This is a genomic window from Ruegeria sp. AA3 (assembly GCF_056542905.1).
This window is the reverse complement of record NZ_JBQGAQ010000007.1, coordinates 116,604-136,755: the sequence shown is the minus strand read 5'-3', so window position 1 is coordinate 136,755 and position 20,152 is coordinate 116,604. Positions and strand designations below refer to the sequence as shown.

Here is a 20,152-nt window from a genome sequence, read left to right as displayed (position 1 = left end):
GGTTACGCTTCGTATCTAGGCCTCAAATCGAGTGACAGGAGATTACCGATGCTTAAAGGACTCGGCGGCCTGGGTGACATGGCCAAAATGATGAAATCTGCGCAGGACTTGCAGACCAAGATGACCGAGATGCAGGAAGAGCTGAACAACCTGATGGTTGTCGGTGAATCGGGCGCCGGCCTGGTCAAAGCCACCGCAACCGCCAAGGGTGAGTTGAAAGGTCTGGATATCGACCCGTCGATATTTAACGGCGATGACAAGGAAGTGGTCGAGGATCTCATCCTCGCTGCGATCAAGGACGCCCAGACCAAGGCGCAGGAGCGCTCGCAGGCTGAAATGGCCAAGCTGACCGAAAGCATGGGCCTACCCGCAGACATCAAGCTGCCGTTCTGATACACCCTCCTGACGGATCAATGGCCGGGGCTTACTTACCCGGCCTCTTTGCAGGAGCTTCGCGGTGAGTTCGAACAGCGACATCGACAATCTGATCGACCTTATGGCCAAGCTGCCCGGCCTCGGCCCTCGTTCGGCCCGACGCGCCGTCCTGCACCTGATCCGCAAACGCGCCCTGCTTCTAACGCCGCTTTCAGATGCCATGCAGCAGGTGGCTGTCACTGCCCGTGAATGCCTAAACTGCGGCAATGTGGGCACAACCGATATCTGCGACATCTGCAATAGCGAAGACCGTGCAACCGGGGAACTGTGCGTCGTGGAAGACGTCGCCGACCTCTGGGCGATGGAGCGCGCCGGGGTTTTCAAGGGTCGCTACCATGTTTTGGGCGGCACATTGTCAGCACTGGATGGCGTTGGCCCGGATGAATTGCGTATCCCACGGCTAAAGGATCGTGTTCTGGCCGAGGGTATCACCGAGGTCATCCTCGCCCTAAACGCCACCGTTGATGGCCAAACCACCGCACATTACATCGCCGACCAACTCGATGGGCAGGTCCGCCTGACTTCCCTAGCGCAGGGCGTCCCGATTGGAGGCGAGTTGGATTATCTGGATGATGGGACGATCACAGCAGCGCTTAGGGCAAGGAAGGAACTTTAGACCGTCAGATCAAGGCCGAAGCATCATCTTTCCTTGAGAACAGCATCCAGCTTCTCGAATGCTTGCTTCCATCCGCCTTCGCCTGCACTTCCGGCAGGCACACCCCGATGGACCATGGTCATGCGTGTCCTACCATCCTGTTCGAGAAGATCAATAATCACCTCGGTTATGTCTGGGCTTCCCTCGGGCATCCCCATATCTTTTGGCGAAAGAATATTTCCATCCTCGTCACACATGCTCTCGGTATAGACCAACCGGGACGGTTCTGAGATTTCTTTATAAACGCCAGTAAACCACATCCTCATGGTGGTATCCGGCGTTTTCATTTCCATACAGACCTTTCGTATACCTCCAACACGCAAATCGATCTCTGCAGTTGGAACTGAGAACCCTTTGGGCCCATACCATTTCTGAAAAAGCGCCGGATCGGTCCACATACGCCAGACCCGGTTCGCCGGAGCCTGGAATTCCTGCACAATTCGCACCCAGTTTTCTGAGTCACTCATCATTCAAATCCTTTGTTTCGCTAAGTAGTTTTTCCATCGCTTCAAACCGAACCTCCCAAATATGACGATATTGGTCAGTCCAGTTTGCAATCGATTCCAAAGGCTCCGGGTTTAGTCTGCAGGGTCGGAACTGAGCGTTTCTTGAACGCTCAATCAGCCCGGCCTCTTCCAAAACACGAAGATGTTTAGAGATTGCCGGCATGCTTACATCGAACGGCTCGGCCAGTTCTTTTACTGTCGCTTCTCCTTGCGCCAATCGCGCCAGCATGGCGCGGCGCGCAGGGTGCGCAAGAGCGGCAAATGCAATATCCAATTTTTTGTCGTCAGTCATAATCCCATTAATAAACCATATGGTTAATTAATCAACTAGTAAAATAGAAGAATGAATCACTCTGCAGTTTGAATCTCTCGAATTCTCTTTGGAAGAGAATGGTTTGCGGTTACTAAGGGTCAGTATCACTTACGATTTGGAATGATCTGATGTACCGACTTTTTGCCTTGACCCTGGCCGCCTTCAGCGCCACCGCCGCCCTGTCGCAGGAACTCATCGACAAGGGCTTTGTCGAAGGCTGGAACATCATGATGGACCCCAACCTCGGAAATGGGTGCCTGATCCAGACGATCTATCAGGATCTCTCGGTGGTGCGGCTGGGCTATGACGCGCTGGACAATCGTGGGTATTTCACCGTTTACAACAAGGCTTGGGGCGACATCAAACCAGGGCAGAGCTATCTGATCCGGTTTGATCTGGACGGCAAGAGCTTTGACGCCACCGCCATCGGGTTCAAACAGGATCGCGTGCCCGGCGCGACAGTGTTCTTTACCGACCGGAGCTTTGTCACCTCGATTGCGCAGAACAAGACCATGACCGTTTACAACCCAGAGGGTCAGACTGTCATGGCAATTGATCTGAAAGGTACGGCCAAAGCACTGGAATATGCGCGCGATTGCCAGAACAAAAAGCTCTAACGAATCGGATCAAACACGGCGTCTTTGGCAGTGCAGTCGCGGATAACATCCCGGCCACATGGAACGGGCTTGAGATCGCGGGACAGGCACAGGCGGACCTCTTCGATATATCCCTGCTTGCAGGTGATCGTGATCATGTCTGGTTCCAGATTGGCGTTGGCCTTGAGAAATGCTTCTTCCACCACCGAAGCAGGCAATTTGACCGACGCATCGAGTTTACGAAACACGTCGGGTCGCGTGACGCCTCCATAGGCCTTTCGTGACAGCGCAAAATAGTCTGGCGCACTCAGACCCGAGCAGGTTCCGTGCTTTTTCCATTGATGCCATGCCAGCCCGGATGAGCCCTGAATGTCCTCCATTTCCCGCGTCATACGGCGTGATGGCGGAGCCTCAACCGTGCGGCAGTAAGAGGGCCAGCCCTGGTGATATTGCGGCCATAGCCCGTGCAGGATCCATCCGTGATCGTGCCGGGCATCGCATTGATCCGATCCGCGCGCATCCCCCTCGCGGGCGCACCAATTGGGTGACCAGCTGAGCGACAGGACATAGTAGTCGAATTCTCCCGCTTGCTCGCCATCGGCCAGCGCTGCCATCGCGCTGAAGAACCACAATACCAGCCCCAGAATACCTTGGCGCATTCGCCTCTTCCCTTCTTTAGCTGTCGCGACTATATAGGCCCCAAGTTCCCCGACAACGGAAACCTGCCCCAAAGCCTCGGGGCCGCCGCATTCCGGCGACGGGACAGATGTATTTATAGGAGACGGGCTGATGGCAAAACCGCTTATGGCCAAGGCAACCGCCGTATGGCTGGTGGACAACACCACGATCAGCTTCAAGCAGATCGCGGATTTCGTAGGGATGCACGAGCTGGAGGTGCAGGGCATCGCGGATGGTGATGTGGCTGCTGGTGTCAAAGGATTTGACCCGATTGCCAACAACCAGCTGACTCAGGAAGAGATTGATACCGCGCAGAACAATCCGCTGCACAAGCTGAAACTTAAGTTCAACCCGGCGGCTTCAGGCGAAGAAAAGCGCCGCGGCCCGCGGTATACCCCATTGTCCAAACGGCAGGACCGTCCGAACTCGATCCTGTGGCTGGTCAAGTTCCACCCGGAACTCAGCGATGGTCAGATCGCCAAGCTGGTTGGCACCACCAAGCCGACCATCCAGTCGATCCGCGAGCGGACGCACTGGAACATCTCGAACATGCAGCCGATCGATCCGGTTGCTCTGGGCTTATGCAAACAGTCCGAACTGGATGCCATCGTGCAGAAGGCGGCGGCCAAGAAAGCTGCTGAAGGCGGCGTTATGAGCGATGATGAGCGTCGCAAGCTGGTGTCGACCGAGCAATCGCTGGAAATGGATTCTGCACCAAAGATCCCGACCGCGATTGAAGGCCTAGAGACGTTCTCGCTGTCCGACGAGCCTGAAGACAAAGAAGACGATGAGCCAATCGTTGATGCCGATAGCTTCTTCAACCTGCCCAAAGGTGGCGGCGACGAAGAAGACGAAGACGATCTGCGCCCCTGAGACGCTAACGGCCCCGATGCCCAATAATCGGGGTCACATTCCCAAGGGAAACTGATGCTTAGCATTCTGTCAGCAGTTTTTGGACCGCACCGCGCCGTATCGATTTATGTGTTCCTGAAATCCTGGTGGTTGGCGATCACCGGCGCCATCGCAATGATTGCCATCGTTGCAGGCTTATTGTTGCTGAATGACGACGGCAAGCACGAGCACGAAGCGTTTCTAACCGTTGCCGTTTTGTCGGCGACGCCGATCAATGGAGACCTCAAAAACGGGGTTATTGCATCGGTGCGCCTGCCTGATGGTTCGGCAACTTCGATTACGTCTACAGAAAGCCCTATTGCGCGTTCAGTGGGCACTGAGGCCTGCATCGAAAAACGTGTGTACGTGGCGAGCGGTGAGCCGAGATACAGGTTCAAGCTGCCGCGGTACTGCGAAGCAGGTTAGTAAAGTAAAACCGCCCGGTGTCTGCACCGGGCGGTTTTCCATTCAGATCACCTGGAATGCGATGCCTGCGATGATGGCCCCGCTGATGCCCAGCCCCAGATAGGTTGCGAATACGCGAGGTTTGACCAGCGACCACACCGCCGCCATTGCGGGGATTGAACTGACGGCTCCAGCCACCATGAATGACATCGCAGCACCAGCGCTCATACCTTGTTCCATAAGGCCAGCCAGCAGCGGTGGCGCTACGTAAGAGTTCAGATAGGCCGGCATTCCGACCAATGCTGCGACAACGATGGGAACAACGCCTTCACCACCGACAACTCTGGCAATCAGGTCCGCTGGAACATAGCTGACCAGCAGTGCTTCGAGTACGTAAGCAAATGCCAGCCATTTCAGCAGGAATAGACCGTTGTGAACAAACTCAGCCCGAAAACGCGAGCGGCGTTCAGGCTCCTTCCAGAACTGCCATACGGGCTTGTCATCCTTCTTTGGTCCGCATCCACAGCATCCCGCTGGTTTGTATTCGCGCAACGGCTGTGCGAACGCGCCGCCCTTCATCAGGGCGCGTACTGCGAATCCGCCGAACAGCCCCAAGGCAACGGCGGCCACGGCTTTGCCGATCGCAAATGGCCAGCCCAACGCACCAGCTGTGATAAGCAATGTCGGCGGGTCGATAAGCGGGGAACTGAGCCAGAATGCCATGACTGCCGATAAGGGCGCACCCAGAGCCAACAATCCCGCGATGAACGGGATGACTTCGCAGGAACAAAAGGGCGCCAGTCCGCCAAACAAGGCAGCAAGAAAGATCATCCGCGTCTCACGCCCTTCAAACGCACGGGCTACCATCACTTCAGCTCCGGTTGCCTTGAGGTAGGACAGCAGCAAAACGGCAAACAGGATGTATTGCCCTGTATGCGCAAGTGCCTTACCGGCAAATGTCACGATTTCGGCCCAGTTACTTGGGTCAAGAACGGCCACCAGCACCAGGATGACCACGATCAGCGCCCACGGCGTTTTGATCAGACTGACCAGATTTCTCGCCGAGGGTTTGGGGTTTTGGGTCAACTCAGCCATCGTTCGCGGCCTTTTCTACCTCATCTGCACAGCATTCGCTGAGGATGAACTGCGCAAGATTTCTCAACTCATCAAAGCACGCCCGATTGATTGTAGTGCGCCCGATCTTTTCTTGTTCAACAACACCACCAGCAGCGAGAAACCGCAGATGATGCGCCAATGTCGACGGCGCGATGCCCGTACGAGACTGGATTTCTCCGACAGTCAGCCCGGTCTCGCCGGCGCGCACCAACGTTTTCAGAACTTTCAGCCGGGCTTCGGACCCCATGGCCGAAAAACCGGCAGCGGCTTCTTCCCACACAAGCTTTCTCCATATAACTAGTTTTATAGTTATATAGCTCAATAACCAACCAACGTCAACCAAACAGATGCGAATGGCTATAAGTCCAGATTGCTTCCAACTTAAGTCCAGCCTATAACGACGCTATGGGCATTTCGGTCGACACGTTCTTTCTTGAGCGCAACGGGCAAGGCACGTTGCAGGCGCAGCTTCAGCAGCTGATCGCCGAAGGCATTCTTTCAGGGCGTTTTCATGTTGGCGAGAAACTGCCCTCGTCTCGCAAACTTGCGGCTCATCTGGGTGTCAGCCGGATTACCGTTACCCTTGCCTACACTGAGCTTCTGGCAAACGATTATCTGACCGCCAAAGGCCGGTCGGGATACTATGTGTCGGAAAACGCTCCGGTGCCGCCAACCTATGCCCCGGTTCGGCGTGATAACGAGAATGTAGACTGGGACCGTGCCTTTGCCCGCCGTTTTTCGGATGGCGATGTATTGACCAAGCCTAGCAACTGGCGCGATTACCGCTATCCGTTCATCTATGGTCAGGTCGACAGAAAACTGTTCGACCACGCAAACTGGCGCCTCTGTGCAGTAAGGGCGCTTGGACACAAAGATTTCCATTCATTGACCGGGGACTATGTCGACCAGGATGATCCTCTGCTACTTGAATTCATTGCAAGACACACTCTGCCACGCAGAGGCATCGTGGCTCGGCCCGAGGAGATCTTGATCACTCTGGGTGCTCAGAACGCACTTTGGCTGGCCTCGCGCATTTTGCTTAACCGGAATCGAAGAGCCGCGATTGAGGATCCCTGCTATTACGCCTTGCGTGATCTTCTGATCCACTCAGACTGCCAGCTATCCTATTTGAAGGTAGATCGTGAGGGTTTGCTCCCAGATACGATACCGGATGATACTGACGTAATTTTCACCACTCCCAGCCACCAGTGCCCTACCACCGCAACGATGCCGGTTGATCGCCGCAATGCCCTTTTGAGCCGCGCCCGGGAATTGGACGCGATGATTGTCGAGGATGACTATGAGTTCGAGATGTCATTTCTGGGTGCCCCGTCGCCAGCGCTGCGATCGATGGATCGGGACGGGCGGGTGATCTATGTGGGCAGCTTCTCAAAATCTCTGTTTCCGGGGCTTCGTCTGGGTTACATGGTCGGTTCCGAGCCCTTTATCCGCGAAGCACGAGCACTCCGGTCACTCGTGCTACGCCACCCTCCTGGCCACATGCAGCGCACAGCAGCCTATTTTCTGTCGCTCGGTCACTACGACGCGCAGATCAGGCGTATGTCCAAAACACTGCAACGCCGACGAGAAGCAATTGAAGAAGCGATCAAGCAGTATGGCCTGACGGTGGCAGGTCGCGGCATGCTTGGCGGCTCCTCGATCTGGATGCAGGCACCAGAACGTATCGACACGACGAAACTGGCAAGCGATCTGCAGCGCCAAAGCGTCCACATTGAACCGGGCGAGCCCTTCTTTTCAGGCACGAACCGACCGCAGAACTACTATCGATTGGGGTATTCTGCGATTTCGTCAGCGCGTATCGGACCCGGCATCCAGCAAATCGCTGAGACTATTCGTCAGTCTTGAGGCGTACTGGACCTAAGTCACCACCAGTTCTGGCCCTAACGCCACAGACACCCGTACGCCAAAACCGACCAGAAAACCGGGTCCCTAACCCTGGTCCCGCCATCTATGATCGGAGATTACGCAGATGAAGATGACCACCGAAGAAGCCTTTGTAAAAACCCTGCAGATGCATGGCATCGAACATGCGTTCGGAATCATCGGTTCTGCGATGATGCCAATTTCTGACATTTTTGAGAAAGCTGGTATCACTTTTTGGGATTGCGCGCACGAAGGTTCGGGCGGAATGATGGCTGATGGCTACACCCGCGCGACCGGCAAGATGTCGATGATGATCGCCCAGAACGGCCCCGGCATCACCAACTTTGTCACCGCTGTTAAGACTGCTTACTGGAACCACACCCCGCTGCTGCTGGTCACCCCGCAAGCTGCCAACAAGACCATGGGTCAGGGCGGTTTCCAAGAGATGGAGCAGATGCGCATGTTCGCAGACTGCGTTTGCTACCAGGAAGAAGTGCGTGACCCCAGCCGTATGGCCGAAGTGCTGAGCCGCGTCATCATGAACGCCAAACGCGCGTCGGCCCCTGCGCAGATAAACGTCCCGCGCGACTTCTTCACTCAGGTCATCGACATCGATCTGCCGGCTGTTGTTGAATTCGAGCTGCCTTCGGGTGGCGCAACGGCTGTGTCCGAAGCTGCCGCGCTGCTGTCGAACGCAAAGAACCCTGTCATCCTAAACGGTGCAGGCACAGTTCTGTCGAATGGCGGCATCGAAGCGTCGAAAGCACTGGCCGAGCGTCTGGACGCTCCGGTTTGCGTTGGTTACCAGCACAACGACGCATTCCCTGGCTCGCACCCGCTTTTCGCTGGCCCGCTGGGCTATAACGGCTCGAAAGCCGGTATGCAGTTGATCAAGGAAGCAGACGTTGTTCTGTGCCTCGGCACCCGCCTGAACCCGTTCTCGACTCTGCCGGGTTACGGCATGGAGTACTGGCCGGCGGACGCGAAGATCATTCAGGTCGACATCAACCCTGACCGTATCGGCCTGACCAAGAAGGTTTCGGTTGGTATCGTGGGCGATGCGGCAACTGTTGCCACCAACATTCTGAACCAGCTGTCTGATACAGCCGGTGACGAAGGTCGTGATGCGCGCAAAGCGAAGATCGCTGAAACCAAGTCGCGCTGGGCGCAAGAACTGACCTCGATGGATCACGAGCAGGACGATCCGGGTACCACCTGGAACGAACGCGCACGCGCTGCCAAGCCGGATTGGCTGAGCCCCCGTAAAGCATGGCGCGCGATCCAGTCCGCTCTGCCAAAAGAGGCGATCATCTCGTCCGACATCGGCAACAACTGCGCCATCGGCAACGCCTACCCTTCGTTCGAAGAAGGCCGCAAATATCTGGCCCCCGGCCTGTTCGGCCCCTGTGGCTATGGTCTGCCCTCGGTCATCGGCGCCAAGATCGGCTGCCCGGATGTACCTGTTGTCGGTTTCTCGGGTGATGGTGCCTTCGGCATCGCAGTCACCGAACTGACCGCGATCGGCCGCGAAGAATGGCCCGCCATCACCCAGGTTGTGTTCCGCAACTATCAGTGGGGTGCGGAAAAACGTAACTCAACCCTGTGGTTCGATGACAACTTCGTCGGCACAGAGCTGGACACCAAAGTGTCTTATGCTGGCATCGCCAATGCGTGCGGCCTGAAAGGCGTCATCGCACGCACTCAGGACGAGTTAACCGCTGCGCTGAGCCAGGCGATCGAAGACCAGAAGAACGGCATCACCACACTGATCGAAGCAATGATCAACCAGGAACTGGGTGAACCCTTCCGCCGTGACGCGATGAAGAAGCCAGTTGAAGTTGCCGGTATCGACGCGGCTGACATGCGACCACAGCAGGTTTGATCGCTGTAAAATCAAAGTCCGGACCGGGTTCAACCGGTCCGTCAAACAAAAGCAGAGGAAGAGGCTTTCGCGCTCTCTTCCTCTGAGTGGTTAAGCCCCGCGTTCCTACGCTCCAGAGCGTTCAACACGCGCAGGCACCAAGGCGATTCGCCACAGGGAGAGAGATAACGTGAACCAACAACCAAACCTCAACCTATCCCCGCCTGTGTCAGATGAGATTCGCCGCACCACCTGCTACATGTGCGCCTGCCGCTGCGGTATCAACGTGCACATGAAGGATGGAAAGGTCGCCTATATTGAAGGCAACCGGGATCATCCGGTGAACAAAGGGGTGCTTTGCGCCAAAGGCAGCGCGGGGATCATGCAGGTGAACGCACCGTCGCGGCTGCGCGCACCGCTCAAACGGGTTGGACCGCGCGGTTCGGGTGAGTTCGAGGAAATCAGCTGGGATGAGGCCTTAGACATAGCAGTCGGTTGGCTGAAACCGGTCCGCGAAGACAATCCCGAGAAACTGGCCTTTTTTACAGGCCGTGACCAAAGTCAGAGTTTCACCAGCTTCTGGGCGCAGAATTTCGGAACATGCAATTACGCGGCGCACGGCGGGTTCTGCTCGGTGAACATGGCAGCCGGTGGCATCTACACGATGGGCGGCGCATTCTGGGAGTTCGGTCAGCCCGACTGGGATCACACCAAGCTGTTCATGCTGTTTGGTGTGGCAGAGGACCACGATTCAAACCCCATTAAGATGGGCATCGGCAAAATCAAGGCCCGCGGCGCGCGTGTGATCGGGGTCAACCCGATCCGCTCGGGATACAACGCGGTGGCTGATGATTGGGTCGGCATCACCCCCGGAACCGACGGCCTGTTCATCGTGTCGCTGATCCATGTGCTCATGAAGGCCGGTAAAATTGATCTGGATTACCTCAGCCGCTACACCAACGCACCGGTCTTGATCAACGCATCCGAAGGCCCGGAAAAAGGTCTGTTCCTGAAAGACGACGACGGCAAACCGCTGGTCATTGATCGCAAAACCGGCGAGTTGACTGCGTTCGACAAACCGGGTGTGCGGCCTGATCTCTCGGCAACCTACGAGAAAGATGGGGTCACGCACCGTCCGGTTTTCCACCAGATGGCAGAACGCTATCTGGCCGACGAATACGCACCCGAGGCAATCGCCGATAAATGCGGCGTACCTGCGACCCGTATTCGAGCGATCGCAGCCGAACTGGCCCGTGTGGCCTTTGATGAAGCCTTCGAACTGGACCATGAATGGATCGATTTCCGGGGCGAGAAACACTCGAAGATGATCGGTCGCCCCGTCGCGATGCACTCGATGCGCGGCGTCTCGGCCCACGCGAACGGCTTCCAGACCTGCCGCGCCCTGCATGTGTTGCAGATCCTGCTTGGGACCGTCGAAGTCCCCGGCGGTTTCCGCTTCAAGCCACCCTACCCCAAGCCGGTCGAAGCGCATCCGACCCCGCATTGTAAGGTGACGCCGAATACACCCCTGGACGGGCCGCATCTGGGATTTGTCCGCGGCCCCGAGCATCTCGCGCTTAAAGAAGACGGCAGCCCAGCGCGGATCGACAAAGCGTTTACATGGGAAAACCCGATGTCCAGCCACGGGCTGATGCATATGGTGATCTCGAACGCCCATGCGGGCGATCCCTACAAGATCGACACGCTGTTCATGTATATGGCCAACATGTCCTGGAATTCGACCATGAACACCAAAGGTGTCATGGAGATGCTGACGGACAAGGATGAGAACGGCGAATACGTGATCCCGCATATCATCTATTCCGACGCCTACAGCTCGGAAATGGTGGCTTACGCTGACCTGATCCTGCCCGACACCACCTATCTGGAACGCCACGACTGTATCTCGCTGCTGGACCGCCCGATCTGCGAAGCCGAGGCCGCCGCAGATGCGATCCGCTGGCCCGTGATCGAACCCGATCGCGATGTGCGCGGCTTCCAGTCGGTTTTGATTGATCTCGCCAATCGCATGGGCCTGCCTGGCTTTACCAACGAGGACGGCAGCGCCAAGTGGACGGATTACGCCGACTACATTGTGAATCACGAGCGCAAACCCGGCATCGGGCCATTGGCTGGTTTCCGGGGCGAAAACGGCGACAAGGAAGGCCGTGGCGAGGTCAACCCGGACCAGTTGGTCCGCTATATCGAAAACGGCGGTTTCTACGTGGCCCATATCCCCGAAGGGGCCGACTATTATAAGCCCTGGAACAACGCCTATCAGGATTGGGCTGTTGGCATGGGTATCTATGACAGCCCGCAGCCCTACCTCTTCCAGCTCTATTCCGAGCCGATGCGCAAATTCCAACTAGCCGCCGAAGGCCACGGGGAACGCCAACCCCCAGATCACCTGCGCGCGCGGATCCAAGAGACTATGGACCCTCTGCCCATCTGGTACGAAACCGATCAAACCGGCAACGAAGGCTTCACCGTCAACGCTCTGACCCAGCGCCCCATGGCGATGTACCACAGCTGGGGCACTCAAAACGCCTGGCTGCGGCAACTACATGGGCGCAACCCGCTTTACGTCCCGACCAAGCTGATGCGTGAACACGGGCTGCAAGACGGCGACTGGGCCAAAGTCAGCTCTCCACATGGCGAGATCACGGTTCCCGTCATGGAGATGGCCGCGCTGAACGACAATACAGTGTGGACTTGGAACGCCATCGGAAAGCGCAAAGGAGCTTGGGCCTTGCAGGAAGACGCCCCCGAGGCCACCAAGGGTTTCCTGCTCAACCACCTGATCCACGAGCTGCTGCCCCCCAAAGGTGACGGTCTGCGCTGGGCAAACTCTGATCCGATCACCGGTCAGGCCGCCTGGTTCGATCTGAAGGTAAAGATCGAAAAAGCCGCCGCACCAAGCGACGCCGAAAGCCAACCCGAGTTCGATCCGATAAAATCCCCGGTTGGCACCGGTCCCAAAAATCTGGCGTGGAAGGTAGGAAAATGACCCAACTCCCCACATCTACCGACCGCAAAATGGGTCTGGTCATCGATTTGGACACCTGCGTCGGATGCCATGCCTGTGTGATCTCTTGCAAAGGCTGGAACACCGAGAATTATGGTGCACCTCTTTCAGATCAGGATGCGTATGGCGCAAACCCCTCGGGTACTTTCCTCAACCGCGTGCATTCCTACGAGGTGCAGCCAGCGGAAGGGCACGCCCAACTGATCCACTTCCCCAAATCATGCCTGCATTGCGAAGACGCGCCCTGCGTCACGGTCTGCCCAACCGGCGCCAGCTATAAGCGGGCTGAGGACGGTATCGTTCTCGTTAACGAAAGCGACTGTATCGGCTGTGGCCTTTGCGCCTGGTCATGCCCCTATGGTGCGCGCGAATTGGATCAGGCCGAAGGTGTGATGAAGAAATGCACCCTTTGCGTCGATCGAATCTACAACGAAAACCTGCCCGAAGTGGATCGTGTACCCTCTTGCGTGCGCACCTGCCCGGCGGGCGCGCGTCATTTTGGAGACCTCGGGGATCCTGACAGCGATGTCAGCAAGCTGGTCGCCGAACGTGACGGTATGGACCTGATGCCCGAAATGGGCACCAAACCCGTCAACAAATATCTGCCACCCCGACCCAAGGACAAGATTGAGGAGCAGATCGACATTCTGGCCCCTCTGCTGGCCCCGGTCGCCGAAGAGCCCAAGGGTTTCCTTGGCTGGCTCGACAAGACCCTGGAGAAGCTCTGATGCACCCGGCCCCTTCCGTTATCATCTTTACCACACTGTCCGGCCTCGGCTTTGGCCTGCTGTACTTTCTGGGCTTTGGCACCCCTGACGTCTCGGGCATCACCGCTTTCGTGTTCTTCGCCATCGCCTTTGCGCTGGCCATCGGTGGGCTGCTGGCCTCTACTTTCCACCTCGGCCACCCGGAAAGGGCATGGAAAGCCTTTAGCCAGTGGAAAACAAGTTGGCTCAGCCGAGAAGGCGTCTGCGCCGTTGCAGCTTTGTCGGTGATGGGGCTTTATGCCATCGGCGTGATTTTCCTTGGGCAGCAGTGGACGCTTCTCGGGGTTGTCGGCTCCATCCTTAGTCTCGCAACGGTCTTCACGACCTCGATGATTTACACCCAGCTCAAAACCATCCCGCGCTGGAATATGTGGGCGACCCCGGCGATGTTCATCACTTTCAGCCTTGCCGGCGGCGCGTTGCTGGCTGGTGCGGAAAGTATTGCACCCACGCTGCTGGTCGTCGCCGCCATTGTGCAACTGATTTACTGGGTCATGGGCGACAATGCGTTTCAAAACGCTGGTACCGATCTGGGCACCGCAACCGGCCTTGGCAATCGTGGCACGGTGCGTGCGTTCGAGCCGCCACATACCGGTACAAACTATCTGCTGCGGGAATTCGTGCATGTGGTCGGGCGCAAACACGCGCAAAAGCTGCGGGCCATCTCTTTCGCGCTGGCCTTCGTGTTGCCGATCCTGCTGCTTATCCTTCCAGCAGATGGCGTTGTCCTGAAACACATCCTAGCTTTGTTTGCTGTCATGTCACATCTGACCGGCGTCGCGGTTTCACGCTGGTTGTTCTTTGCGCAAGCAGAGCATGTGGTCGGGTTGTACTACGGCAAGCGCTGATGGGGGCTCTGCCCCCGTCGCGGCAAGCCGCGCCTCCCCCGAGATATTTTTAGCCAGATGAAGTTTGGATCCCGAATTGAAAAGGGCGGCACTCGATCTTCGAGGCCGCCCTTGCGATTCTGTATGTTGACTTCAGATTAGTCCAGCGTGCGCCATTGCGGCTTCAATAGTGGCTTTGGTGCTGTCTTCCAGATCGGTCAAAGGCGAACGCACTTCGGTGCTGCATAGGCCAAGTTTGTTGAGCGCGTATTTTGCGCCGACCAAGCCAGGCTCGATGAAGATCGCTTCGTGCAGCGGCATCAGCAGGTCCTGATAATCCAATGCTTTTGCATAATCGCCCGCCAACGTGGCCTGCTGGAATTCGGCACAGAGCTTCGGGGCCACGTTTGCGGTGACCGAGATGCAGCCCACTCCGCCATGAGCGTTGAAGCCAAGTGCTGTCGCGTCTTCCCCGGACAGCTGACAGAAATCGGCCCCGCAGCTCGCGCGCTGCTGGCTGACGCGTGCAAGATCGCCGGTCGCGTCCTTGACCCCGACTATGCGGGGCAGTTTCGCCAGTTCGCCCATCGTTGGTGGGGTCATGTCGATGACCGAACGACCCGGGATGTTGTAGATGATAATCGGGATATCGGCGCTGTCATGCAGAGTTTGGAAATGCGCCAGCAGCCCTTTCTGGGTCGGCTTATTGTAATAGGGTGTTACAACCAGCGCCGCATCCGCACCAATTTTCTGTGCGAATTGAACGAACCGTATGGCCTCGACCGTGTTGTTGGACCCGGCACCAGCGATGACAGGAACGCGACCTGCGGCGGCTTTGACCACCTCGGCAATCACCGTTTCATGCTCTTCATGGCTGAGCGTCGGGCTTTCGCCGGTCGTACCAACCGGTACCAGTCCGGTCGAACCTTGCTGAATTTGCCATTCGACCAGGTGTTTGAGCGTATCCAGGTCCAACGCGCCGTTGCTGAACGGGGTGACCAGGGCTGGCATCGAGCCTTTAAACATGGAACGCTCCTTAGGTGTTTTTGCGCACCGGTCCGTCACGATTAAGGGTTTGTGAGTTGATCCCGGCGGCGCAAGGTTTATCCTGCATGGCTGTATCCTTGGTTTGTTGGGGAATGCAAGGGATGAGACGTATTCTGTCGCTTGGAATAGCGATGATTCTGGCGTTGGTGCTACAGCCGCAGGCCACTCGGGCGGATGCGACGCAGGATTTGCGCGCGGGGCTCTATGAGATGCGCAAGGGCGACTGGAATGCCGCGCTGCGCGTGGCAGGTCACCGTGGATCGGTGGCGCGGGACATCATTGTCTGGCATTGGTTGCGCGAGGGTTTTGGCAGCTCGGGTGACGTGCTGGTATTTCTGGAGCGGCGTCCGGATTGGCCCGGTCTGGCCTGGTTGCGCCGTAAGAGCGAGCCATCGTTCACCGCAGCCGATCCGGATCGGGTTCTGAATTTCTACGAGGGGATGCCTCCGCAAACCGCCGAAGGCGCGTTGAACTATGCCGTGGCATTGAAAAGCAAAGGCCGCAACGGTGAGGCCGAAGCCGACATCGTAACGGCGTGGCGGACAATGCCGATGGGGTCAGGTCTGCAAAAGAGCTACCTGGAGAACTTTAGCAAACTCCTGAAACCGCATCACGAGGCGCGATTGGACCGGATGCTGTGGGACGGGCATTTGGTCAGTGCAGGGCAGATGCTGCCCCTTGTCGATGCCGACTATCGCAAACTGGCTGAGGCACGCATTGCTTTGCAAAAACGCGAAAATGGTGTGGACGGCAAGGTCGCCGCTGTACCCGGTTCGTTGGCCAAGGATCCTGGTCTGGCCTTTGATCGCTTCGTATGGCGGGATCGAAAGGAACTGGACGACAGTGCCATTGATCTGATGCTGGCGCGTTCCACCGGACCAAAGTCGCTGGGCGAGCCTGACAAATGGGCGGAAGGCCGGCGTCGGCTGGCGCGGCTCGAGATGCGTGCCGGTGATGCAGAGCGCGCCTATGCGATTGCCGCAAATCATCACATGACGCCTGAAATGGGCTATGGCTATGCAGATCTGGAATGGCTTTCCGGATTTCTGGCCCTGCGCAAACTGAATGATCCGGCCACAGCAGTACGGCATTTCCAGAATTTCTCGGGTGCCGTGCAATCGCCGATCTCGAAGGGTCGCGGTGGATATTGGCTGGGTCGTGCCCACGCGGCGCAAGGTGATGCGGACAAGGCGCACGAGGCCTATGCAGAAGGCGCAAACTATCAGACCTCGTTCTACGGATTGCTCGCTGCAGAGCAGATCGGCCGTCCGTTTGACAGCGAATTGGCTAGTCCACGCCGTGCACCGCATTGGAAACAGGCCGCGTTTGCGGAATCCAGCGTGCTTGAGGCTGGGTTGCTGTTGCTGCGCGCTGGCGAGGGTAACCTGTCTGAGCGTTTCCTGACCCATCTGGTGGAGAGCCTCGATCAAACGCAAGCCGCTCAGTTAGGTGATCTCGTAATCGAACTGAATGAGCCGCATCTGGCCGTTATGATCGCCAAACGAGCTGCGACCACCGGCATGGTTTTGCCTGCCGCCTATTACCCGGTGCATCCGGTGGCTGATATGGGCCTGCCCATGGCGAAGGAGATGACACTTGCAATTGCCCGCCGTGAAAGCGAGTTCGATCCAGTTGTTATCAGCGGTGCGGGTGCGCGTGGCTTGATGCAGGTTATGCCAGCCACTGCCAAACTTGTGGCGCAAGATCTGGGCATACTGGGAGGGCACAAGACGGGGCGTTTGACCACGGACTGGCAGTATAACGCTAAACTAGGGGCGAATTATCTTGCGACACTAGCCGAGGACTTCAATGGCAATGTTGTAATGATGGCCGCTGGTTACAACGCCGGGCCAAGGCGTCCAATCTCGTGGATGGAACGCTACGGAGATCCGCGTCGGGGTCAGGTGGACGTGATCGACTGGATCGAAACCATCCCGTTCAAGGAAACGCGCAACTATGTGATGCGCGTCGCTGAAAGCCTACCGGTCTATCGCGCGCGGCTAGGTCAGCCAGCGCTCCCGGTGCCATTCTCACAGGAGCTAACCGGCTCGACTCTTTCGTCTTTCGCGCCATAGGGTGAACAGACCTGCGGCAATCACGATTGCTGCGCCCAGAACCACCTCAGGGCGCAGCGTTTCGTGGAAGATCGTGATGCCCAGAATGGCGCTCCACATCAGATGGAAATAGGCGAAAGGTTGCACTGCGCTGGCCTCGGCCATCTCATAGCATTTGATCAACAGCCAATGCCCCAGCGCTCCTGTGATGCAGAGCAGACCCATCCATAGCCAGTCGGTTCTGGCCATCGGTTCCCAGAACCAGACGCCAACAGCCGTCATTGCGACTGCGCCAGCCACGCCGGTCCAGAAAAAGCTGGTCGCGGTACTGTCGCGCCGTGCAGCGTATCGAGTCAGAAGGCCGTAGACCGCGAACATGAATGCCGAGATCAATGGCACCACGGCCCAGGGGTTGAACACTCCCGCACCGGGCTGGAGGATTATCAGGACGCCGATGCAACCGACACCGATGGCGGCCCAGCGGCGCCAGCCGACTTTCTCGCCCAAAACAGGGCCGCTGAGGGCGGCGATCAACAGCGGATAACAAATGAAAACTGCCTGACTTTCGATCAGCCCCAGAATGGTGAAACTGAAAACTGCCACGCAAATCTCACCGGCCAGCAAAAGGCCACGGAAAATCTGCAGCCCGAACTGCTCGGTTTTCGCCGCCGTCCGCAGCCCCCCTGTTGACCTTGCAGCGACGGCAATCACGAAAGCGGCAAAGAACCAGTACCGGATCATCACAACCATGTAGGTGTTGTAGGTGCCCGCCAGATGCCGTGAGATCCCGTCCTGTAACGCAAAGACAATCGTTGCTGCGATCATCAAGGCAATGCCAGCGTTAACGTTGTTTTTCTGACTCATGTCTTCACCGCCCGCGTCATATGCCGCTTGCGACCAAAACCGGGGGTGCGTGTCACCTCGAACCCCGCATCGGTCAAACCGCGACGCACAAAACCGGCGGCGGTATACGTTGCCGCAGTGCCATCTTGGGCCGTGTGATCAGCAACCTGCTGCATCAGGTCAGCGCCCCACAGTTCGGGGTTCTTCGCCGGTGAGAAGCCATCCAGAAACCACGCATCTGCAGTGTCATCCCAATTGGGCAATGTCTCACGCGCGTCTCCGACCATGACTTCAAGATGCAATGTATCCAGCACACATTTCTGCCCTTTCCAGGCATTTAGAAAGCGCTCAGCCCACGGCGCCACCTCGGGAAAGGCCGCCAAAGCGCGCGCCATATCATCGGGCGCCATTGGATAGGCTTCGAAACTCGTGAACCGCAGAGGTGTGGTCTGACCCGCTGCTTCCCAGGCCGACCAGACGGTCAATAGGTTCAACCCGGTGCCAAAGCCAAGCTCGGCGATATGAAATCCCGGTGCAAAGCGCACGGGCAGATTATTCCCGGCCAGAAACACATGTCGCGTTTCTTCCAACCCGTTTTGCAACGAGTAGTAGGGATCATCGAACCGATCAGAGACCGGAATCTGATCCTCTGTCCAAGTGAGTTCGGCACGCTGGTCTGCCATCGGGGAATCCTGTAGCTAAGCGGCGCGACACTGAACAAGGAAAAGGGGATTGGCAATGGTCGATGTGACGGTGCGCGGCGCAGGGATATTTGGCCTATCGATCGCCTGGACCTGCGCAAGACGCGGCGCCAAAGTCCAGATCGTTGATCCCTTTGGCCCCGGGGCGGGCTCCAGCGGCGGCTTGGTCGGCGCGTTGGCCCCACACGTCCCCGAAAACTGGAACGCTAAAAAAGCGTTTCAGTTCGAAAGCCTCATCATGGCCGAACCGTTCTGGAAGCATGTCGAGGCCACAGGCGGGGTGTCACCAGGATACGCGCGGCTTGGCCGGCTGCAACCCATTGCAGATGCTCGGACATTAGACTTGGCCCGCGCACGCGAACTAACGGCCAAGGAACTCTGGCAGGGACAGGCCGACTGGAACGTCAGAGCGTTGGAAAAGATCGGCGCGTGGTGCCCGCCCAGCCCGACAGGATTTGTTATTCATGATACGCTTAGTGCGCGCATGCACCCTCGGCGTGCCTGCGCCGCATTGGTTGCGGCGCTCGCGGTAATGGGGGTCGAGGTCACCACAGATGCTCCCGACAAAGGGCAAGTCGTCCACGCGACAGGGCTTGCAGGCCTGCAGGAACTCAGCGCAGCATTTGGCAAAACGGTCGGTAATGGCGTCAAGGGACAGGCGGCGCTATTGCGATTTGATGCGGGTGCCGTCCCGCAGCTGTTTGCTGATGCTATTCACTTTGTACCCCATACGGATGGCACACTCGCCATCGGTTCAACGTCCGAGCGTGAGTATGATGACCCAACCAGCACGGATGCGGCATTGGAAGAGCTGCTGGATCGCGCGATGCGGGCAGTGCCGGTGCTGCACGGGGCCGAGGTGATTGAGCGTTGGGCCGGTGTTCGCCCGCGCAGCAAGAGCCGCGCGCCAATGCTGGGTGCACATCCGTTGCACAAAGGACAATTTATCGCAAATGGTGGCTTCAAAATCGGCTTTGGCATGGCCCCGAAGGTAGCTGAGGTCATCGCCGACCTGATTCTCGACAATCGCGATGCAGTTCCTGATGGTTTTCGCCCCGAGGCGTCGCTGTGAACACCGCATACTCTGAACCCACACGACTGAACCGCGACAGCCTTGTGCTGCCTGAGGTATTACGCCTGATCCGTGAAAGCTTTGCGTATATGGAAGGTCGTATTGATCCGCCTTCTTCGATGCACCGCCTAACTCTGGACAGTCTGCGCAGGCAGATCGATGAGGGCGAGATTTGGGTGATCGGAGACCGCCCCGATGCTGTTGTTTTTCTGACACCCAAACCGGGTCGATTATATCTTAGCAAACTGGCTGTAGACCTTCGCCAGCGCGGTCGCGGTCTGGCCCGTATACTAATCGAACAAGCTCAGGTCCAAGCACGCAGGTACGGGTTTGACATACTGGAACTACAGTCCCGGGTCGAGCTCGTCGAAAACCACGCGACTTTTGCCCGGCTCGGATTCTCAAAGACCGGTGAGACGGCCCATCCGGGCTTTGATCGACCGACCTCAATTACCATGCAAAAAAGGTTGGGCTGA

General features: G+C 57.5%; 21 protein-coding genes. 13 read left to right on the top strand and 8 right to left on the bottom strand.

Features of this window, described 5'->3' with window-relative positions; all coding sequences use genetic code 11:
• Positions 1 to 48: 48 nt before the first annotated feature.
• The gene (locus ACR0JR_RS13900) at positions 49 to 393 is read left to right on the top strand and encodes a YbaB/EbfC family nucleoid-associated protein (RefSeq protein ID WP_039539825.1); all 345 of its coding nucleotides are present in this window, start codon (positions 49 to 51) and stop codon (positions 391 to 393) included.
• A 64-nt stretch (positions 394 to 457) separates the two neighbouring features.
• A complete protein-coding gene (gene recR, locus ACR0JR_RS13895) occupies positions 458 to 1,051 on the top strand; it encodes a recombination mediator RecR (protein WP_480456643.1) in 594 nt (197 codons plus the stop codon).
• 23 nt (positions 1,052 to 1,074) lie between these two features.
• Here the strand turns inward: recR and ACR0JR_RS13890 are convergent, their stop codons facing one another.
• On the bottom strand, positions 1,075 to 1,557 hold the full coding sequence (locus ACR0JR_RS13890) for an SRPBCC family protein (RefSeq protein WP_480456642.1): 483 nt from the start codon (positions 1,555 to 1,557) through the stop codon (positions 1,075 to 1,077).
• Positions 1,550 to 1,888: an ArsR/SmtB family transcription factor gene (locus ACR0JR_RS13885; protein WP_480456641.1), complete on the bottom strand. Its 339-nt coding sequence runs from the start codon at positions 1,886 to 1,888 to the stop codon at positions 1,550 to 1,552. The genes ACR0JR_RS13890 and ACR0JR_RS13885 overlap by 8 nt, the downstream gene beginning before the upstream one ends.
• 149 nt (positions 1,889 to 2,037) lie before the next feature.
• Here ACR0JR_RS13885 and ACR0JR_RS13880 point away from each other — a divergent pair, with 149 nt between their 5' ends.
• A complete protein-coding gene (locus ACR0JR_RS13880) occupies positions 2,038 to 2,526 on the top strand; it encodes a hypothetical protein (RefSeq protein WP_480456640.1) in 489 nt (162 codons plus the stop codon).
• Here ACR0JR_RS13880 and ACR0JR_RS13875 read toward each other — a convergent pair.
• The gene (locus ACR0JR_RS13875) at positions 2,523 to 3,164 is read right to left on the bottom strand and encodes a ribonuclease T2 family protein (protein WP_480456639.1); all 642 of its coding nucleotides are present in this window, start codon (positions 3,162 to 3,164) and stop codon (positions 2,523 to 2,525) included. The genes ACR0JR_RS13880 and ACR0JR_RS13875 overlap by 4 nt on opposite strands.
• A 130-nt stretch (positions 3,165 to 3,294) precedes the next feature.
• Between ACR0JR_RS13875 and ACR0JR_RS13870 the strand changes: the two genes are divergently transcribed.
• Both ACR0JR_RS13870 and ACR0JR_RS13865 read left to right on the top strand, forming a co-directional pair.
• The gene (locus ACR0JR_RS13870) at positions 3,295 to 4,056 is read left to right on the top strand and encodes a DUF1013 domain-containing protein (protein ID WP_170476161.1); all 762 of its coding nucleotides are present in this window, start codon (positions 3,295 to 3,297) and stop codon (positions 4,054 to 4,056) included.
• Positions 4,057 to 4,110: 54 nt separating this feature from the next.
• Positions 4,111 to 4,500 (top strand): hypothetical protein, encoded by a 390-nt coding sequence (locus ACR0JR_RS13865; RefSeq protein WP_319545389.1) that lies wholly within the window; start codon positions 4,111 to 4,113, stop codon positions 4,498 to 4,500.
• A 42-nt stretch (positions 4,501 to 4,542) separates the two neighbouring features.
• Here the strand turns inward: ACR0JR_RS13865 and ACR0JR_RS13860 are convergent, their stop codons facing one another.
• The gene (locus tag ACR0JR_RS13860) at positions 4,543 to 5,574 is read right to left on the bottom strand and encodes a permease (protein ID WP_480456638.1); all 1,032 of its coding nucleotides are present in this window, start codon (positions 5,572 to 5,574) and stop codon (positions 4,543 to 4,545) included.
• The gene (locus ACR0JR_RS13855; RefSeq protein WP_170476167.1) at positions 5,567 to 5,875 is read right to left on the bottom strand and encodes an ArsR/SmtB family transcription factor; all 309 of its coding nucleotides are present in this window, start codon (positions 5,873 to 5,875) and stop codon (positions 5,567 to 5,569) included. The genes ACR0JR_RS13860 and ACR0JR_RS13855 overlap by 8 nt, the downstream gene beginning before the upstream one ends.
• Before the next feature lie 125 nt (positions 5,876 to 6,000).
• On the opposite strand from ACR0JR_RS13855, the gene pdxR reads away from it, so the two are divergent.
• The 5 genes from pdxR (at position 6,001) to ACR0JR_RS13830 (ending at position 13,980) form a co-directional block, all read left to right on the top strand.
• Positions 6,001 to 7,461 carry a MocR-like pyridoxine biosynthesis transcription factor PdxR gene (gene pdxR / locus ACR0JR_RS13850; protein WP_480456637.1) on the top strand — a complete coding sequence of 487 codons (1,461 nt, stop codon included), beginning with the start codon at positions 6,001 to 6,003 and terminating at the stop codon, positions 7,459 to 7,461.
• 124 nt (positions 7,462 to 7,585) lie between these two features.
• On the top strand, positions 7,586 to 9,361 hold the full coding sequence (gene xsc, locus ACR0JR_RS13845) for a sulfoacetaldehyde acetyltransferase (RefSeq protein ID WP_010440889.1): 1,776 nt from the start codon (positions 7,586 to 7,588) through the stop codon (positions 9,359 to 9,361).
• Between the two features lie 169 nt (positions 9,362 to 9,530).
• Positions 9,531 to 12,347, top strand: coding sequence for a molybdopterin oxidoreductase family protein (locus ACR0JR_RS13840; RefSeq protein WP_480456636.1), 2,817 nt, complete (start codon positions 9,531 to 9,533; stop codon positions 12,345 to 12,347).
• Complete coding sequence (locus ACR0JR_RS13835) at positions 12,344 to 13,093, top strand: 4Fe-4S dicluster domain-containing protein (protein ID WP_170545147.1); 750 nt, start codon at positions 12,344 to 12,346, stop codon at positions 13,091 to 13,093. Before ACR0JR_RS13840 ends, ACR0JR_RS13835 begins: the two co-directional genes overlap by 4 nt.
• Complete coding sequence (locus ACR0JR_RS13830) at positions 13,093 to 13,980, top strand: dimethyl sulfoxide reductase anchor subunit family protein (protein ID WP_010440886.1); 888 nt, start codon at positions 13,093 to 13,095, stop codon at positions 13,978 to 13,980. The genes ACR0JR_RS13835 and ACR0JR_RS13830 overlap by 1 nt, the downstream gene beginning before the upstream one ends.
• 132 nt (positions 13,981 to 14,112) lie before the next feature.
• Here ACR0JR_RS13830 and dapA read toward each other — a convergent pair whose 3' ends face one another.
• A complete protein-coding gene (gene dapA / locus ACR0JR_RS13825; protein ID WP_480456635.1) occupies positions 14,113 to 14,985 on the bottom strand; it encodes a 4-hydroxy-tetrahydrodipicolinate synthase in 873 nt (290 codons plus the stop codon).
• A 122-nt stretch (positions 14,986 to 15,107) separates the two neighbouring features.
• Between dapA and ACR0JR_RS13820 the strand changes: the two genes are divergently transcribed.
• Positions 15,108 to 17,081: a lytic transglycosylase domain-containing protein gene (locus ACR0JR_RS13820; protein WP_480456634.1), complete on the top strand. Its 1,974-nt coding sequence runs from the start codon at positions 15,108 to 15,110 to the stop codon at positions 17,079 to 17,081.
• On the opposite strand, the gene ACR0JR_RS13815 is transcribed toward ACR0JR_RS13820, so the two are convergent.
• Both ACR0JR_RS13815 and mnmC2 read right to left on the bottom strand, forming a co-directional pair.
• Positions 17,046 to 17,924, bottom strand: coding sequence for a DMT family transporter (locus ACR0JR_RS13815; RefSeq protein WP_480456633.1), 879 nt, complete (start codon positions 17,922 to 17,924; stop codon positions 17,046 to 17,048). The genes ACR0JR_RS13820 and ACR0JR_RS13815 overlap by 36 nt on opposite strands.
• On the bottom strand, positions 17,921 to 18,586 hold the full coding sequence (gene mnmC2, locus ACR0JR_RS13810) for a tRNA (5-methylaminomethyl-2-thiouridine)(34)-methyltransferase MnmC2 (protein WP_480456631.1): 666 nt from the start codon (positions 18,584 to 18,586) through the stop codon (positions 17,921 to 17,923). Before mnmC2 ends, ACR0JR_RS13815 begins: the two co-directional genes overlap by 4 nt.
• A gap of 55 nt (positions 18,587 to 18,641) precedes the next feature.
• Here mnmC2 and ACR0JR_RS13805 point away from each other — a divergent pair, with 55 nt between their 5' ends.
• Positions 18,642 to 19,676: an NAD(P)/FAD-dependent oxidoreductase gene (locus tag ACR0JR_RS13805; protein ID WP_480456630.1), complete on the top strand. Its 1,035-nt coding sequence runs from the start codon at positions 18,642 to 18,644 to the stop codon at positions 19,674 to 19,676.
• Positions 19,673 to 20,152, top strand: coding sequence for a GNAT family N-acetyltransferase (locus ACR0JR_RS13800; RefSeq protein ID WP_480456629.1), 480 nt, complete (start codon positions 19,673 to 19,675; stop codon positions 20,150 to 20,152). Before ACR0JR_RS13805 ends, ACR0JR_RS13800 begins: the two co-directional genes overlap by 4 nt.

Excerpts from the sequence above, each read along its gene's own strand:
- xsc (WP_010440889.1), top strand. The coding sequence starts at position 7,586 with ATGAAGATGACCACCGAAGAAGCCTTTGTAAAAACCCTGCAGATGCAT.
- ACR0JR_RS13880 (WP_480456640.1), top strand. The coding sequence starts at position 2,038 with ATGTACCGACTTTTTGCCTTGACCCTGGCCGCCTTCAGCGCCACCGCC.
- ACR0JR_RS13870 (WP_170476161.1), top strand. The coding sequence starts at position 3,295 with ATGGCAAAACCGCTTATGGCCAAGGCAACCGCCGTATGGCTGGTGGAC.
- mnmC2 (WP_480456631.1), bottom strand. The coding sequence starts at position 18,586 with ATGGCAGACCAGCGTGCCGAACTCACTTGGACAGAGGATCAGATTCCG.
- ACR0JR_RS13875 (WP_480456639.1), bottom strand. The coding sequence starts at position 3,164 with ATGCGCCAAGGTATTCTGGGGCTGGTATTGTGGTTCTTCAGCGCGATG.
- pdxR (WP_480456637.1), top strand. The coding sequence starts at position 6,001 with ATGGGCATTTCGGTCGACACGTTCTTTCTTGAGCGCAACGGGCAAGGC.
- ACR0JR_RS13835 (WP_170545147.1), top strand. The coding sequence starts at position 12,344 with ATGACCCAACTCCCCACATCTACCGACCGCAAAATGGGTCTGGTCATC.
- ACR0JR_RS13885 (WP_480456641.1), bottom strand. The coding sequence starts at position 1,888 with ATGACTGACGACAAAAAATTGGATATTGCATTTGCCGCTCTTGCGCAC.
- dapA (WP_480456635.1), bottom strand. The coding sequence starts at position 14,985 with ATGTTTAAAGGCTCGATGCCAGCCCTGGTCACCCCGTTCAGCAACGGC.
- ACR0JR_RS13820 (WP_480456634.1), top strand. The coding sequence starts at position 15,108 with ATGAGACGTATTCTGTCGCTTGGAATAGCGATGATTCTGGCGTTGGTG.
- ACR0JR_RS13900 (WP_039539825.1), top strand. The coding sequence starts at position 49 with ATGCTTAAAGGACTCGGCGGCCTGGGTGACATGGCCAAAATGATGAAA.
- ACR0JR_RS13830 (WP_010440886.1), top strand. The coding sequence starts at position 13,093 with ATGCACCCGGCCCCTTCCGTTATCATCTTTACCACACTGTCCGGCCTC.
- ACR0JR_RS13805 (WP_480456630.1), top strand. The coding sequence starts at position 18,642 with ATGGTCGATGTGACGGTGCGCGGCGCAGGGATATTTGGCCTATCGATC.
- ACR0JR_RS13865 (WP_319545389.1), top strand. The coding sequence starts at position 4,111 with ATGCTTAGCATTCTGTCAGCAGTTTTTGGACCGCACCGCGCCGTATCG.
- ACR0JR_RS13860 (WP_480456638.1), bottom strand. The coding sequence starts at position 5,574 with ATGGCTGAGTTGACCCAAAACCCCAAACCCTCGGCGAGAAATCTGGTC.
- ACR0JR_RS13890 (WP_480456642.1), bottom strand. The coding sequence starts at position 1,557 with ATGAGTGACTCAGAAAACTGGGTGCGAATTGTGCAGGAATTCCAGGCT.
- ACR0JR_RS13815 (WP_480456633.1), bottom strand. The coding sequence starts at position 17,924 with ATGAGTCAGAAAAACAACGTTAACGCTGGCATTGCCTTGATGATCGCA.